Genomic DNA, 14,586 nt, shown 5'->3' on the forward strand with positions numbered 1-14,586 from the left:
CGACATCTTTCGCGCACTAAAGTCAATCTTTCTCAAAAAATAAATAGAAACGAAGTCATAGGTTATATAGGAAATACAGGACGTTCAACGGGTCCTCATCTTCATTATGAAGTAAGAGTAAGTGGAGAATCTTCCCCTCCTGCGAACTATATAATTCCGGGTGCTACTACATATTAATCCCTCTTTTTTTTCAAAGTATAAGATTGAGCAATGCGCCTAAAATAATTGAAGTAAAAAACATAATAAAAACAATTTTTAACGTATTCTTAATTCCCAACTCTCTTGACATCGTAAAAAATGTCGCTATGCACGGAAGATATAAAACCATAAAGATAGATGCAATCATAAGCTGTTTTATACTCAAGTGATATGGCGCAAGTAATGCTATGGAAACGTCTTTTCTTAAAACTCCCAATAACATTACAGAAATTGTTTCTTTTGGAAGTCCTAAAATACTCAATATTGGCTTTCCTAAAAAATTGGCAATAAAACTCGTTACTCCCAGACTATCTAAAATACCTACTATAAATATACCAACAATTATTAATGGCATTGCTTCCAAAATAAATGCTTTTAATCTTATCCATAGTTTTTTCATTACCATCGGCATATATGGAACACGATAAGGCGGTATTTCAACAAAAAGTTCCGGCGTTTCACCCTTGAGAATCTTGTTAAGAAAAAAACCGGTTAATACGGCAATAAGACAAAGTATCAAAAATATAAGCAGTAAATATTTAATCCCGTAAGGCGCAACAAGACTTATTATCATAGCGGTTTGGGGCATACAGGGAGCTATCATAAGAATTAAAGCCGTAGCAATTATCTTTTCTCTGTTTGTTTCCAATAGGCGTGTGGAAAGCATTGCCGGTACCTTACAACCAAACCCCAGAAGCACGGGGATTGCTCCGTATCCGTGAAGGCCTATTTTATGAAGCAAAGAGTCCAATAAAACTGCTACCCGTGGCAGGTATCCCGTATCTTCCAGAAAACTTAACATAAGATAAAATGAAAACATATAAGGCAAAACTATTACAAGAGGAATATATATACCGGTAGTTAATAAACCAAAGGATTCCATAACTTCAGATGTTGTTCCCAGAAGTAAATTTCTTAAAAACTCAAATGGCAGAATTTTATCTACGATGTTAATAATCGCCGGATGATAAAAGTTTTTAAATATCGGGTCAAGTATATAATTTATTAAACCTTCTCCTACGAACCTTACTATTAAAAAAGTAACAACAAGAACTACTAAAGCAAAGGGTATTCCTGTTAACGGATGCGTGGATACCTCTTCTATTTTATCAAGAAAAGTATGGTGTCTATGCGATAATTTTTGTACCCGGTTAACAATATTTCCTATTTCCTTCCATTTTTCTTCTAGTTTATACTCATAACCTTTAACTTTCGCTTCGGGGAATCTATTTATTAGCTCTTTTATGCCCTCACCTGTTATGGCACAGGTCGGGATGACCGGAACGCCCAAAACTTTTTCCAATTCTTTCATATCAATAGAAACGCCAAAATGTCTTGTCTCGTCCCAAAAATTTAACGCTATAATAACGGGAATGTTGTATTTTAATAATTGCAGCGTAAGATTAAGGTTTCTCTCTAAACTTGTGGCATCAACTACGTTTATTAAAACGTCACAGCCTTTATTTAGCATATCAATTGCAACTTCTTCCACTTTTGAATTAGGTTCAAGTGTGTATACCCCCGGAATGTCAATAATCTCTATTTTCTCTCCGCTGATTGTTAAATAGCCCTTTGTAAACCCGACTGTCGTCCCGGGGTAGTTTGAAGTAATAACATCTATACCGGTTAAACGTGAAAATAATGCGCTTTTCCCTACATTCGGATTTCCTACAAGTAAAATTTTCTTCATCTCGTTAAGGTAAGTCCCCACATAAAAAGCAATGCAATTAAAATTCGGTATATGCCAAAAACAATGAAATTATGTTTTTCTATGTAACTTATTAAAAATTTTATTGCAAAAAGCGCAACGATAAAGGAGACAATAAATCCAACCAGCAAAAAATAAAACTGTTCGGATGTAAAATGTGATGCATTTTTAGTTAAATCATATGCTGTCGCACTTAACATTGTCGGGATTGCTAAAAGAAAAGAAAATTGAACGACAACCTTTCGTCTTAACCCCAGAGCTAACCCGCCAAGTATAGTTGCCAGTGAACGGGAAACCCCCGGAATTATTGCTGCCGATTGACAAACACCGATAATAAACGCTTGTTTATAAGTAATATCTGAAATTAGCACACTTGCGTCCGGTTTTTCATGATGTAGTAATTCAAAAACAATTAACAAAATACCGCCTGCTAATAATGCAATCAACACGATTAATTCGTTGTTAAGAAGGACATTCTTGATACATTTATATAATAGTAGTCCTAAAAAAGCAGTAGGTACAAATCCTGTGAATACAAGGGAAAATGTTTTAAAATCAACAATAAGTGAACGCCAATACAATACGATTACAGATAGTATTGCACCGAGTTGAATAATTATTTCAAAACTCTTCATAAAATCACTCTGGAGTAAACCTAATACTTTTACAGAAAGAATTAAATGCCCGGTCGAAGAGATAGGTAAAAATTCCGTTACTCCTTCTACAATTCCCAAAATGATAGCATGTAATAGATTCATCTTGTTTTTTCCCTCCCTCAATCAAACGCAAGAGATAATGCCCATAAAGCTACATGGGTTGTATGAAGATATTGACTTGCCTCAACTATATAAGCAGGGTTAAAATTCTCCACTTCTTTTTTCAATTTTTCATAGTTGCCCCACGAACCATCTAAATTCTGGCAGGAAAGTAAATAATCTATCGCTTCATTATACTGCTTTGTATTCTTTAACCCGATATAATGAAGGCATACTAACAACTCCGCAACTAAATCCGGATTATTCATCTCAATCCCTTTTGGAACCAATTTTAAAAAAATCTCTTTAAGATAACTTAAATCAGAAGAAGTTGCGCATTTAACTCCGGTAGTCCCATAATTCGTTAAATAAAAAATTTCATGGGTTAAACTGTACATATTCAAACCTTCTATATTGGGATGTGTCCGGACAATACATTCGGGATTCTGATATAATTCCATATAAGAATACCCACCCTTAAAACCGAGCTCGTCTAAATGAAGTCTTATTGCCATATTGTTAGTCAGTTTCCGTGCGTTTTGATGCTCTTTGCTGATGATTAAAGGTAAAATTTCTCCAATTTTTTCTTTATACATTTTAGTATCAAACCCCAATTTTTGTAATATCCGACCGGCATTAAGATAAGAAACCACATTGTCTTTAAACTCTTCTAATGAGGAATTAGCAAAATTATGATATTCGGAGGTATATACAGGAGCAATAACTTCTTCGACTTTTCTTTTATATAAAGTTTTTTCTTTTGTAGAATGGGATGTTTCATAAAATGTTAAATATGTACTTATGTATTCTACAAGATGTTTTTTGTAATTCATCTTGGAGTCTTTATTCATAGTTATGGGATTTATATAAACTTTTATTGAATCTAAAAATTCAATGCCATTTGCCTTAGCTGTTTCAAATTTATCTTTGCGAGAGTCCTTTGCTTCCCGTGAACAGGCAGTTAGCATGAAAACAATAATCAAAAGCCAAACCCCTGGTTTAACTGCTATATTTTTGTTTTCTATCTTGCCCCTTTTTAAATGTCCGAAAAGCATCATTAAAAAACGGCTTTCATTTCACTAAATAGTTTTTTCCTCGACCTCTACCATTATCCTTCTTGCCATACCAAAACCAATGGCAACCTGTATATTATTTATCTCTACGGTTTGAGGTCCTCGCCAGGGTTGAGAGCTTATTTTTTTTATTATTTTGCCGGGGATTATTCCTATGCTCTCAAGCTTGTTTATCACACTACATCCTCCACGAATTTCGGCTACAACCCCGGATTCTTCCGATTTCATTTGAACTAAATTTATTATCACTTTCTCCTTCTACTTTCTGAAATATCCTTCCGCTTCAGCAAAAATCTTGTTGCCAATTAGTATGTGAGATTTGGCTTTATAAAAATGCCTGATAGGTTTGTCAACAAACGCCTTAACTATAATAGTTTTTCCCACAGGTATAGCTTGCCTGAAAAGTATTTTTAATTTAACTGTTTTTAATTCCAAACCATTTTTCATATAAAACAAATTTATCATACCGCAATCTAAAATAGTGCTTATAATACCGCCATGTAGTATGTTGTCGTACCCCTGATAACTCTTATCTATTTTGAATTCTCCATAAAGAGTATCGTCCTCAAGGAGTTTAAATTTTAAATTCAAACCGTTTGCAACATTCTTGCCACAGGCAAAACAATTTTTATGAAATTCTTTTAATACCATTTCATCTCCCTATTCTATGTTTTCTAAGATGAATTATTTAATGACACTCGTGCTGCGCACAAGCATTCCCCGGAGTTAGCTCTTCTAATTTATTGGTGGCGTATTGTTTGGCGACTTCCTCAACTGTCCCTTCGGAAGCTCTGTACGCACGAATTCCTGATTCATTAAGTTTTTGTATGGCGCGCATTCCCATTCCTCCGCAAACGACCGCATCAATATTTTTGCTCTCCAAACTTCCCATCGGATGACAAGTGCCGTGAGAGTGATGTTGATTGGAATTATTCATTATTTCACAAGTGTCTTTTTCTGTATCATAAATTGTGAAATATGGAGCGCTGCCAAAATGCCCATAAACTTTGGCTGTTTTTCCCTCTTCTGTTTCTGTCGGTATACATATTTTCATTTTTCCTCCCTCTGGTTAAATTTTACTACGGTTTCTTGCCACTACCACAGAACCTTAAAAACAAATCCGAATCCGGAATTTTCCCTGAAAATGATAGGATACCTCAATGACCCTCGTATCGTAGAACGTTTGGCAACTTTAATTCTTGCCGAAAGCTTTCCTTCTAAAAAATTTGTTATTTTATCTTCCTTTCCGTTAATGAAATTCATTGTCAATAACTAAAAAAATAAAAAATAATACTTATTTGTTACATCTATCACATATCCCATAAAACTGGAATACGTGGTCTTTTATTTCAAATTTATATTTCCTTGAGAGCTCTTCTTCGGTGGCTTTAACCAGTTTTATTTCTTCTTCGATAAAATCCGTATAATCGAGTATTTTGCTGCATTTGGTACATATTAAATGATGATGGTGTTGTTTGTTTAAGCCCCCGACTAATTCGTATCTGGAATGCCCATCTCCAAAATCAAATTTATTTAATGTTCCTATTTTTACCAGCATATCTAATGTCCTGTAAATTGTAGTAAGTCCAATGTTCGGATTTTTCTTATGAATAATAAAATAAATATCCTCGGCACTCAAATGTTTGGAAGTAGAATTAAGTATATCGAAGATAATTCTACGCGGCACGGTTAACCGACACCCCTTGCTCCTTACTTTTTCTTCCAAACTACAACGCCCGGGCTCTGCTTTATGTTTTTTGCAGGATTTAATATTATTGATAATCATTATCAATAGTAAAACATATTTAATAGTTTTTGTCAAGTTTTTTTGTGCATACTGTATATATAAATTTATCTAATGTTATAATGTTAACGCGTGTATGCTTGTTGTTTTTATCAAGTGAAAAATATCTTTTAGTAATAATAAATAATTGACAAAATAAAGTGTTTAGATTACGTTAAAGGACAGAATGATATATCTTGATAATGCTTCTACTACTTATCCGAAGCCGGAGTCAGTTTATAAAGCGATGGATAAGTTTCTCCGTGAATTAGGCGTGTCTCCTGGTAGAGGCGGCTACGAATCAGCCGTTCAGGTAGGACGCATTATCTCTGATACGAGAACAAGAATCGCAAACTTTTTTGGCGGAGATTTCCCTGAAAAACTTATATTTGCTCTTAATACCACGGATGCCCTGAACATTGCAATAAAAGGAACTCTTAAAAAAGGAGATAATGTAATTACTACTCATCTGGAACACAACTCAATATCAAGACCATTAAAAAGGTTGGAAGACTCCGGCTTTATAACGGTTACAAAAGTAGATAGCCCCCCGGATGGTTTTATTGACCCGGATGATATAAAAAAAGCAATAAACAAGAATACTAAATTAGTTGCAATTACACACGCTTCAAACGTAACGGGAGTTATTCAACCTATTGGAGAAATTGGTAGAACAATAAAAGAAGTAAACGATAAAGTCTTGTTCTTAGTGGATTGTGCTCAAACCGCAGGAGTTTGCGATATAAATGTCAAAAAGTTTTGTATAGACCTTCTTGCATTTCCCGGACATAAAGCATTATTCGGGCCCCCGGGAACAGGCGGATTGTACGTTAATGGAGATATTATTTTGTCCCCTTGGCGCGAAGGCGGCACAGGTGTTGATTCTATTGCTCCTACTCAACCGACAAATATGCCTTTCTGGTTAGAAGCGGGCACTCCCAACACAGTGGGCATTATAGGATTGAATGAAGGATTAAAATTTGTAATTGAAAAAGGTATAAATACAATATTTGAACACGAAAGCAATCTTGTTGCCCATATGATTAGCCATCTGAAAAATGATGACAGGTTTATTATTTATGGCTCAAAAGATGCTAAAAAACATGTCGGGTGTTTGTCTGTAAATATCAAAGGTATGAAACCTCAGGAAGTGGAAGTCGGAATAGATAAATTAGCCGGTATTGCAGTTCGTACCGGGTTACAATGTGCCCCGTATGTCCATAGAAAAATTGGCTCGTTCCCGGATGGCACGGTGAGGTTAAGTCCGGGAATTTTCAATACAGAAGAAGATGTAAATATAGCACTCACATCCTTAAAACAAATAGCCGATAGAAAGAAATAATAGATATTCGGCAATTTCAACAAAGTTTGTTTAAATTCTTGACAAAACAAGCAGAATATTTTAGCTTATAAGTTAAATATATTAAACAGGAGGGGGAGAGATGAAAAAACTTATGTTGGGAAGTATGTTTTTGTTGAGTTTGGTGGCGTTAAAAGTAAATGCCGCTTATGTTTTACCTGCAGATGTAGATACTCAGGGAACACTACGGGGGAATTTTGACGTTAAAGGTTATGTAATGGACATGGGAAGCACGGATAATGCTTATTGGCAAAGAGACGTTGCTTTTATATACGGAGTTAAATGGGTACCTATAAATAAACTTGAAGTAGGCGTTACTCCGCCGATTATTCGTTACCATTATGGCAGAGGTGCTTGCTATGCTATGGGTTTTGGAGATATGGATATCGGATGGAAATATGCATTTCTTAACAATGCCGCAATACAAAATTTTATTAGAATACCTACAGGAGCTCAAGAACTTCCATTAGCCGACAGTTGGTGCCCAAAATTTTCTACAGGCAAAGTAGGCGTCGGAATAAAAGCTATTTATTCTCAAGCGATAGTTAAAGATTTTAACCTGCATGTAAATGTAGATTGGCTGTATAATATAGGGAGCGGAGATACTATTCCTATGAATCGTTTCCCATTAGGCATAAAACTTACGATGCCTTTTGGTATATTCTTGGAAGGGACTGCTGATGTTTTACCGTATCCCGGGGATATTAGCATAATGGGGAATCCCAAACGTGTTGTTTTGGGCGTCGAACATAAAATGAAACAGGACGTTAACTTATTGGCAGCATTTGAATACGGGACATGGGGTACAGGCGAACCACCAATGCATGTTTGGCACTATGGACTTTATGGAGAAGAAGATGTAATGCCATGGGATATTACCGTTGGAATATCTTTCCCGATTTGTTGTTCCAAAGCTCAACCTAAGGTAGTTGCCGGGATAATGGAAGGAAGACTAATTAATAAGGTTACCAACTCGCCAATTAAGGGAGTTATAAATATTAAGAAAATAGGATTAAGCGTAAATACTGACGAAAACGGAAACTATAAACTTTTCCTGCCGACAGGAAGTTATGCAATAGTTATTAGTATGATGGATTATGAAACGGAAGCTCAGGATGTAGAAATAGTCAATGGCGAAACTAAAAAAGTTGACTTTATGCTGACTCCTGTCAAATAATACCGGATAGCGATAAAAATTATTTGTTTTTATATTTGGATAAATTGGTAATCCCAATTATAATTAGTCATAAAGTTATATTAATTCGGACATAATTTTCTCAGCCAAAGGACTGATGAGCCTCTGGCTCAAAAAAATATAGACAAATGAATGTTTTAATTACTGGAGTAACCGGGCTTTTGGGGAGAAGTTTAGTCGAAACCGCACCCGATAAACATAATATATACAAGATATTCCCAAATGAACTTAATAAGAAATTTGCAAAATCAAAATATAATGTGTGTATGGATGTCAGAAAATCCGAACAGATAAATAGTGTTTTCAAATTAAGTTATCCCGACTGGATAATTCATACTGCCGGCATTACAAATGTTGATTCTGTAGAAAAAAATCCTACAAATTCCTATGAAATAAACGTAAAAGGGACAAGAAATATATTGGAAGAATGTAAAAAATACAATACGAAAATAATATATCTTTCTTCTAATGCAGTATTTGATGGAAAAACTCCTCCTTACAAAGAAGAAGATGGCGTTAATCCCGTAAATCAATATGGGATGCAGAAAGCAGAATGCGAAAATATCATAAAAAAAAGTAAATCCGATTATGTAATTGTGAGACCTATATTGATGTACGGCTGGAACGAAACCTTTGAAAGGTTAAACCCGGTTACATGGGAAATACAAATGTTAATGCAATCGGAACAAATTCGTATGGTAGACGATATATATACGCAGCCTCTTTATTCCGTCGCCTGCGCAGAAGCTATATGGAAAATTATAGAGCTGAATCAAAGTGGAACGTTTCATATTGCGGGAAAAGATGTTGTTACAAGATATGAATTTGCGTTGAAAATTGCAGAAATCTTTGGGCTGAATAAGTCTTTAATTGTCCCCGTTAAAAGCGCATTTTTTAAAAACATTGCGCCTAGGCCCGAAAACACTTCTTACGTAACTAAAAAAATGGAAAGAGAGTTGAAAATAATACCCGTAGGAATAGAAGAAGGCTTGATAAGTATGAAGAAAAATAAATTCTAAATGGATGAGCCTTTAATCAGTGTGGTGGTTGCTGCTTACAATTCCAAAGACCTCTTGAAAGATTCCTTGCAATCATTAATTACCCAGAACTTTGATAAAAAGAACTATGAAATAATAGTCGTAGACGATGGCTCAAAAGATGGGACATCCTTTTTTCTTAAAAGTTTTGTTAAAGATAAAACAAATATCCATTATGTCAGACAAGAAAACAAGGGAGTTGCCGGAGCAAGGAATACAGGCATAAAACTATCTAAAGGTAAAATTGTGGCATTTACCGACCAGGATTGTCTTGCTGATAAAAATTGGTTGAAAGAAATCGCAAAATCATTTCTTGATAAAGAGTTAATCGGAGTATCAGGATGCGTAATAACCGAAACAAAAAAAGTTAATCCCTTTGCTCATTATGTATTGGATGAAACGGCCGGAAATTTCATAAGTTGTAATGTAGCATATAGAAAAGATATATTAGAAAAATTAAACGGGTTTGACGTCGGATTTAATTATGGGTTTGATGATACAGACCTTTATTTACGGGCAACTAAATTAGGCAAGTTAACGAGTAATAAAAATGCTATCATCTGTCACAGAGTAATCCCTTGGAGCTTCGTAAAGTTTGTTAAAAGAATAAAAGTAGAATATAATTCCCAGTTTAAGTTCTCTACAAAATATCCGCATATTTATAAAAATCGAAATATAATTTTGTCTATATTGTGGGGACGAGGATTGAAAGCGTTTTTTATTGCCCTGCAATTATATAAAAAGTGGATTTTTAAAAACCCCATAATTTATGAGGCGTTTATATTTGGGTTGCTTTTACAAAGATATTATCTTCTATATCTGTGCATAGGGAATAAAAATGTGGCTAAAACATAAAATCGGTTTGTGGCGGAAAGCTTTTAATCATTACCTTATATCATTCCAGAATAACGTTTTAAAAAACAGTTTTGTAGTAGGCTTGCCGGAATATTTGGTGGTTGATGTGACGAATATTTGCAATCTTCATTGTCCATTATGTCCCACAGGGCAGGAGAGAAAAGAATATCCTACGGGAAAAATGGAATTCAAAACTTTTAAAAAAATAGTAGATGAGCTTGGAATATGGCTTTATGAAATTTCAATCGGAGATTGGGGAGAGCCTTTCTTAAATAAGGATATATATAGAATGGTGGAATATGCGCATAAGACGAACGTTAAGATCTCTATATTTACTAATCTAAACATATTAGATGAAAAAATGGCACAAGAAATAATATCATCCGGGATTGATTATTTGTATGTTTCTATTGATGGCGTATCACAAAATAGTTACGAAAAGTACAGGAAAGGCGGCAACTTTGATAAATTAATAGAAAATATGAACTTAATTTTGAGAGCAAAAGAAAAGTATAAAAGCGCTGTCCCAAAAATAATATGGCAACTTCTGGTAACAAAATACAATGAAACAGAAATAGATAAAGCAAGAGCAATGGCAAAAGAATTAAACGTTGATTTTCGATTAGGTAAAATCAGATGTGATACGGGAAGAGAGTTGTTTATGAATGATGAAGAGAAGTTCCGTAATGTGGAATATTGGTTGCCGGTAAACGAAGAATATAGCAGGTATAATTATACTACTAAAGCAAGAAAAAATAAAAAACCATATTGTGACTTTTTATGGACAACTGCCGTTATAAATTGGGATGGAGGAATAGCTCCTTGTTGTGCCGTGTATAGCGAAAACGATATGTTTGGGAACATGACAAACCAAAAGTTTCAATATATCTGGAATAATGCAAAATACAGGGTTGCAAGAAAAATAGTCAGGTCAAAAATCATAGACACGAAAATACAAACTGTATGCGAAAATTGTTTAAAAAATGGATTTATAGATTAAATAGAAGCAATAGGTGCAAGCATGTTGTTTCATCTATTTGAATAATTTTTCTTGCATTTTTATAATATTTATATTAAGTAAAGGAATCAGGGAATTGCAAGAAGTTAACAGGAGTAAAAAATACTTTGAAGAATTGTTTCCTGTCGTTTAGGAGGGAAAATGGAATTTTTATTACTTGGAGGAATGATTCTTTTAATGGGTGTTTTAAATAAAATACCTATTTTTGAAGAAGCAAATAAATCTCTTTTAGGACTTAAACTCCCGATTGGAATAGTGGTAATTGTTGTTGGGATTACTTCATTTTCCAAAGGGGGAGCTTTCCTTTTGCCTGGAGTAATGGGGCTATTGGCCGGGATGATGTTAATTATGGATTTATTAAGATTGCTGCCGAGTTCTTCGGAATCTTTAGAGAAAGCAAATGCAGCGCTTATGGGATGGCAGATTCCCATTGGAATTGTAACGATTCTTGCGGCAATTATTGGAATGATAAGGTAAAAGACGTATCGTATGATGGCGGCATCGTCTAGTCCGGTCCAGGATGCATGGTTCTCAGCCATGTGACCCGGGTTCAAATCCCGGTGCCGCTATTTTTTTAGTTAGAGTTCGCGACGAAGGAGCGTTATAAGAAGCCCTTTCCGCCTTTGGCGGATTAGGGATTCCTATCCCGCTTTGCGGGACTCTAATTAAGTAACATTTCTCTAAATTAAAAATATGAAGCTTTCAAGATTTATGGAGCGAAAAGAGCGTGCATCTTTAATTATATTATCATCTGTTTTATTCGTATTTTGTGTAATATATATATTAATTTCCAGCCCTATAAAGCTTGTAGGTGATGCAATCAGTTATGACCAATCAGCCATTGATTTACTTGCAGGAAATGGTTATATCTGGGATGGTTGGCATTCACAGGTCCCGCCTTTTTACTCTCTGTTTTTAGCTTTTATCTATGGCGTTTGCACTCATAGTCCACTATTAATATATATAATTCAAGCAATGTTTAACGTTATCACGGGAATATTTATCTTCCTGATAGCAAAACAAGAATTTAAGAATCCCAAAGCAGGATTGCTTGCTATTGCTATGATGATAATATCTCCTACTTTGTATCGCGCGGTTGGATTCCTATCAACGTATAATTTGTTTATGGTGTTAATGGCGTGCACAATCTTTGTTTTTTTTAGAGCATTACGAACGGAAAAAATAGGATTATTCATTTTAACGGGATTTTTGCTTGGCATATCAACTCTTACAAGAACTACCGCTTTTTTGTTATGGATACCTATGTTTATATACGGCTTTTTTTTCTGGTATAAGAAAAAACTAAATAAATTACTTTTATTTATTCCTCTCGTTTCGGTAATGTTTCTTGTTTTAACTCCATGGGCAGTATATAACTATAAAGTGCAGGGAAAATTACTTTTTACCAGCGCAAATATGGGATATTCTTTATGGTTAACGAGTGCGCCTAAAGAAGACAAATCTTATTCTGATTTGCCGGGTGCGGCGCAATTCAAAATATACATAACGGAATTTAGAAAATTCCCCGAAATACAGGCAAATAAAATTTTTTTGGATAGGGCGAAAGAGAATATCAGAAAACATCCAAAAGATTATTTCTTTACGGCAATAACCAATATTGGTCGGTTGTATATTCATTTCCCATATTCTACTCCCCCTTCTTTTTTTACAATATTCTTTATGTTGTTAAATTTAATAATCATAGCGTTTGCAATTAAAGGATTCTTTATTAATTGGTGTAGGAATTTATTTGTTGGATTTTATATATGTTATTTTACGGCTGTTCACAGTCTTTTTCATATAGCATGGTTTTGGTATAATATACAAACATTACCATTTTTATTCCTGCTTGCTTCATCAGGGGTAATAAGTTTGCTAAAGAGTCCCGCGTTTCATAACGTATCAGAAAGCAGTTAAGAATGCAAAATCGCTAATAGAAAAGAAATCTTGCTTGACATTTGGCATAAACAGTGTTAAATAATAACTCTTAATGATACAAATAGCGCCTTCTTTACTTTCTGCTGATTTCTCTCAGCTGGATAAAGATATAACTATGTTGGAGCAGGGAGGATGTGATTTGCTTCACCTTGATGTTATGGATGGGCATTTTGTGCCCAATATCACTTTTGGTCCCGTAGTAATTAAAGGGATTCGTAAACTTACGAAACTTCCTCTCGATGTTCATTTAATGATAGAGAAACCTGAAAACTGGATTCAACAGTTTTCGGATGCAGGCGCAGATTGGATAAGTTTTCACATTGAAGCAACAAATAAACCTGAACAAGTTATTGAATACATAAAGAAAAACAATAAAAAGGCAGGCATTGTTATTAAACCGGCGACTCCGTTAGAAAAGATTTTACCGTTTATTCATAATCTGGATTTTGTTCTGGTTATGACTGTAAACCCTGGATTTGGTGGGCAGGAGTTTATGTGCGAGCCGATTGAAAAGATAAAAAAGTTAAGTAAAGAGAATATAAAAATAGAAGTTGATGGGGGAATAAATATTTCTACTGCACCTCAAGTTGTTAAGGCTGGGGCTGAAATACTGGTCAGTGGAGCAGGAATATTTAAAACCAAAAACCCCATAAAAGCAATAAAGGAGTTGAAAAATGTCTCGTAGATGCGAAGTTTGCAGCAAAAAAAGACTCTACGGTGCAAATGTAAGCCACTCTCACCGCGTAACGACAAAGATACAGTTCCCAAATCTCCAGAAGGTGAAAGCGAAAATTGATGGCAAAACTCAGAACATTTACATTTGTGCAAAGTGTCTTAAAGCCGGAAAAGTGGAATTGGTTAAATAATACTCACTTATCTGTTTGTTGTTGAAAAGGGATATAGGGAGTATCTCTATATTTCTGCTAAACAAAAGGGTAAGCAAAAAAGCGAGAGGTTATTTCCAAAAACACATTTTGAATTTTCCTTCTTCAAATTTTCCGTAGGAAAAATGCCGTACCCAATCACCTAGTATTGCAACATCTTTATTCTTGAGATGTAACCAGTGTGGCGAATGGATATGCGCAAAAATTACAAAATCAAAGTTTTCTAAAAACTTTTGATTTACAATTCTGTAAACTTTTATCAATAGAACTTGTCCTTTTTTGTGAGATAATATTCCGCATCCGCTAGCAACTATGGCTCCTATTTTATAAGCAATATCCGGATGAACAAAATAAAAAAACCTTATGCATAGTTTATTCCGTAGTATATATCTAAAAACCTTATTCCCGGCGACAAATTCATCTCCGTGAGTTATGAAAAACTTCTTTCCGTCAAGAACCATAGATTCTGCATGCTTATATATTGTTGCACCAATTTGTTCAGAAAAGAAATCTCCTAACCAAAAATCGTGATTGCCGGCAAAATAATGGATTTTAGTCCCCGAGTCCTGTAAGGATTTAAGTATGGTCATCACTTCAAAACAAGTTTTGGGTATCTGAGTTTTGTATTCAAAAAAGAAATGAAATAGATCGCCTACTATAAATAATGCATCGCATCCTTTGATATGTTCAACAAATCTCCTGAACTTATCAAGTTTTATTTGTTCGCTTTTTTCATAAGAATTCCTGAAATGTTGGTCTGATATAAAATAAGCTTTCATTTT

General features: G+C 34.7%; 19 protein-coding genes and 1 tRNA gene. 11 read left to right on the top strand and 9 right to left on the bottom strand.

Annotated features, from left to right (window positions below):
- A partial coding sequence (locus WC614_12145; protein MFA5033754.1) for a M23 family metallopeptidase occupies nucleotides 1–177 on the top strand: 177 nt, incomplete at its 5' end.
- A gap of 13 nt (nucleotides 178–190) precedes the next feature.
- Here WC614_12145 and WC614_12150 read toward each other — a convergent pair.
- The 8 genes from WC614_12150 to WC614_12185 all read right to left on the bottom strand — a co-directional run bounded on the left by WC614_12150 (nucleotide 191) and on the right by WC614_12185 (nucleotide 5,520).
- The gene (locus WC614_12150) at nucleotides 191–1,888 is read right to left on the bottom strand and encodes a ferrous iron transporter B (protein MFA5033755.1); all 1,698 of its coding nucleotides are present in this window, start codon (nucleotides 1,886–1,888) and stop codon (nucleotides 191–193) included.
- A complete protein-coding gene (gene uppP, locus WC614_12155) occupies nucleotides 1,885–2,664 on the bottom strand; it encodes an undecaprenyl-diphosphatase UppP (protein MFA5033756.1) in 780 nt (259 codons plus the stop codon). The genes WC614_12150 and uppP overlap by 4 nt, the downstream gene beginning before the upstream one ends.
- A gap of 17 nt (nucleotides 2,665–2,681) precedes the next feature.
- Nucleotides 2,682–3,644, bottom strand: a complete 963-nt coding sequence (locus WC614_12160; protein ID MFA5033757.1) for a hypothetical protein — start codon at nucleotides 3,642–3,644, stop codon at nucleotides 2,682–2,684.
- Between the two features lie 96 nt (nucleotides 3,645–3,740).
- Nucleotides 3,741–3,983: a FeoA family protein gene (locus WC614_12165; protein MFA5033758.1), complete on the bottom strand. Its 243-nt coding sequence runs from the start codon at nucleotides 3,981–3,983 to the stop codon at nucleotides 3,741–3,743.
- 9 nt (nucleotides 3,984–3,992) lie between these two features.
- Nucleotides 3,993–4,385: a hypothetical protein gene (locus WC614_12170; protein ID MFA5033759.1), complete on the bottom strand. Its 393-nt coding sequence runs from the start codon at nucleotides 4,383–4,385 to the stop codon at nucleotides 3,993–3,995.
- A gap of 37 nt (nucleotides 4,386–4,422) precedes the next feature.
- A complete protein-coding gene (locus WC614_12175; GenBank protein MFA5033760.1) occupies nucleotides 4,423–4,788 on the bottom strand; it encodes a NifB/NifX family molybdenum-iron cluster-binding protein in 366 nt (121 codons plus the stop codon).
- Nucleotides 4,789–4,829: 41 nt separating this feature from the next.
- Entirely contained in the window at nucleotides 4,830–4,997 is a 168-nt protein-coding gene (locus tag WC614_12180; protein ID MFA5033761.1) for a hypothetical protein, read from the bottom strand.
- A 31-nt stretch (nucleotides 4,998–5,028) separates the two neighbouring features.
- Nucleotides 5,029–5,520 (bottom strand): transcriptional repressor, encoded by a 492-nt coding sequence (locus WC614_12185; protein ID MFA5033762.1) that lies wholly within the window; start codon nucleotides 5,518–5,520, stop codon nucleotides 5,029–5,031.
- Nucleotides 5,521–5,704: 184 nt separating this feature from the next.
- Between WC614_12185 and WC614_12190 the strand changes: the two genes are divergently transcribed.
- The 10 genes from WC614_12190 to rpmB all read left to right on the top strand — a co-directional run bounded on the left by WC614_12190 (nucleotide 5,705) and on the right by rpmB (nucleotide 13,786).
- On the top strand, nucleotides 5,705–6,859 hold the full coding sequence (locus WC614_12190; GenBank protein MFA5033763.1) for an aminotransferase class V-fold PLP-dependent enzyme: 1,155 nt from the start codon (nucleotides 5,705–5,707) through the stop codon (nucleotides 6,857–6,859).
- 100 nt (nucleotides 6,860–6,959) lie between these two features.
- On the top strand, nucleotides 6,960–8,054 hold the full coding sequence (locus WC614_12195; protein MFA5033764.1) for a carboxypeptidase-like regulatory domain-containing protein: 1,095 nt from the start codon (nucleotides 6,960–6,962) through the stop codon (nucleotides 8,052–8,054).
- Between the two features lie 146 nt (nucleotides 8,055–8,200).
- The gene (locus WC614_12200) at nucleotides 8,201–9,091 is read left to right on the top strand and encodes an SDR family oxidoreductase (GenBank protein MFA5033765.1); all 891 of its coding nucleotides are present in this window, start codon (nucleotides 8,201–8,203) and stop codon (nucleotides 9,089–9,091) included.
- Nucleotides 9,092–9,964, top strand: a complete 873-nt coding sequence (locus WC614_12205; protein MFA5033766.1) for a glycosyltransferase family A protein — start codon at nucleotides 9,092–9,094, stop codon at nucleotides 9,962–9,964.
- Nucleotides 9,948–10,964: a radical SAM protein gene (locus WC614_12210; protein MFA5033767.1), complete on the top strand. Its 1,017-nt coding sequence runs from the start codon at nucleotides 9,948–9,950 to the stop codon at nucleotides 10,962–10,964. The genes WC614_12205 and WC614_12210 overlap by 17 nt, the downstream gene beginning before the upstream one ends.
- A 159-nt stretch (nucleotides 10,965–11,123) precedes the next feature.
- Nucleotides 11,124–11,459: a hypothetical protein gene (locus WC614_12215; GenBank protein MFA5033768.1), complete on the top strand. Its 336-nt coding sequence runs from the start codon at nucleotides 11,124–11,126 to the stop codon at nucleotides 11,457–11,459.
- Nucleotides 11,460–11,476: 17 nt separating this feature from the next.
- Nucleotides 11,477–11,551: transfer RNA gene (locus WC614_12220), tRNA-Glu, on the top strand.
- A 124-nt stretch (nucleotides 11,552–11,675) separates the two neighbouring features.
- Nucleotides 11,676–12,899, top strand: a complete 1,224-nt coding sequence (locus WC614_12225; protein MFA5033769.1) for a glycosyltransferase family 39 protein — start codon at nucleotides 11,676–11,678, stop codon at nucleotides 12,897–12,899.
- Between the two features lie 73 nt (nucleotides 12,900–12,972).
- On the top strand, nucleotides 12,973–13,605 hold the full coding sequence (gene rpe, locus WC614_12230; GenBank protein MFA5033770.1) for a ribulose-phosphate 3-epimerase: 633 nt from the start codon (nucleotides 12,973–12,975) through the stop codon (nucleotides 13,603–13,605).
- Entirely contained in the window at nucleotides 13,595–13,786 is a 192-nt protein-coding gene (gene rpmB / locus WC614_12235) for a 50S ribosomal protein L28 (protein MFA5033771.1), read from the top strand. Before rpe ends, rpmB begins: the two co-directional genes overlap by 11 nt.
- Nucleotides 13,787–13,875: 89 nt before the next feature.
- Here rpmB and WC614_12240 read toward each other — a convergent pair whose 3' ends face one another.
- Nucleotides 13,876–14,583, bottom strand: coding sequence for a UDP-2,3-diacylglucosamine diphosphatase (locus WC614_12240; protein MFA5033772.1), 708 nt, complete (start codon nucleotides 14,581–14,583; stop codon nucleotides 13,876–13,878).
- Between the last annotated feature and the right edge of the window lie 3 nt (nucleotides 14,584–14,586).

Source organism: bacterium (assembly GCA_041649255.1).
Taxonomy (GTDB): domain Bacteria; phylum Hydrothermota; class UBA3073; order JACQXS01; family JAQTXJ01; genus JAQTXJ01.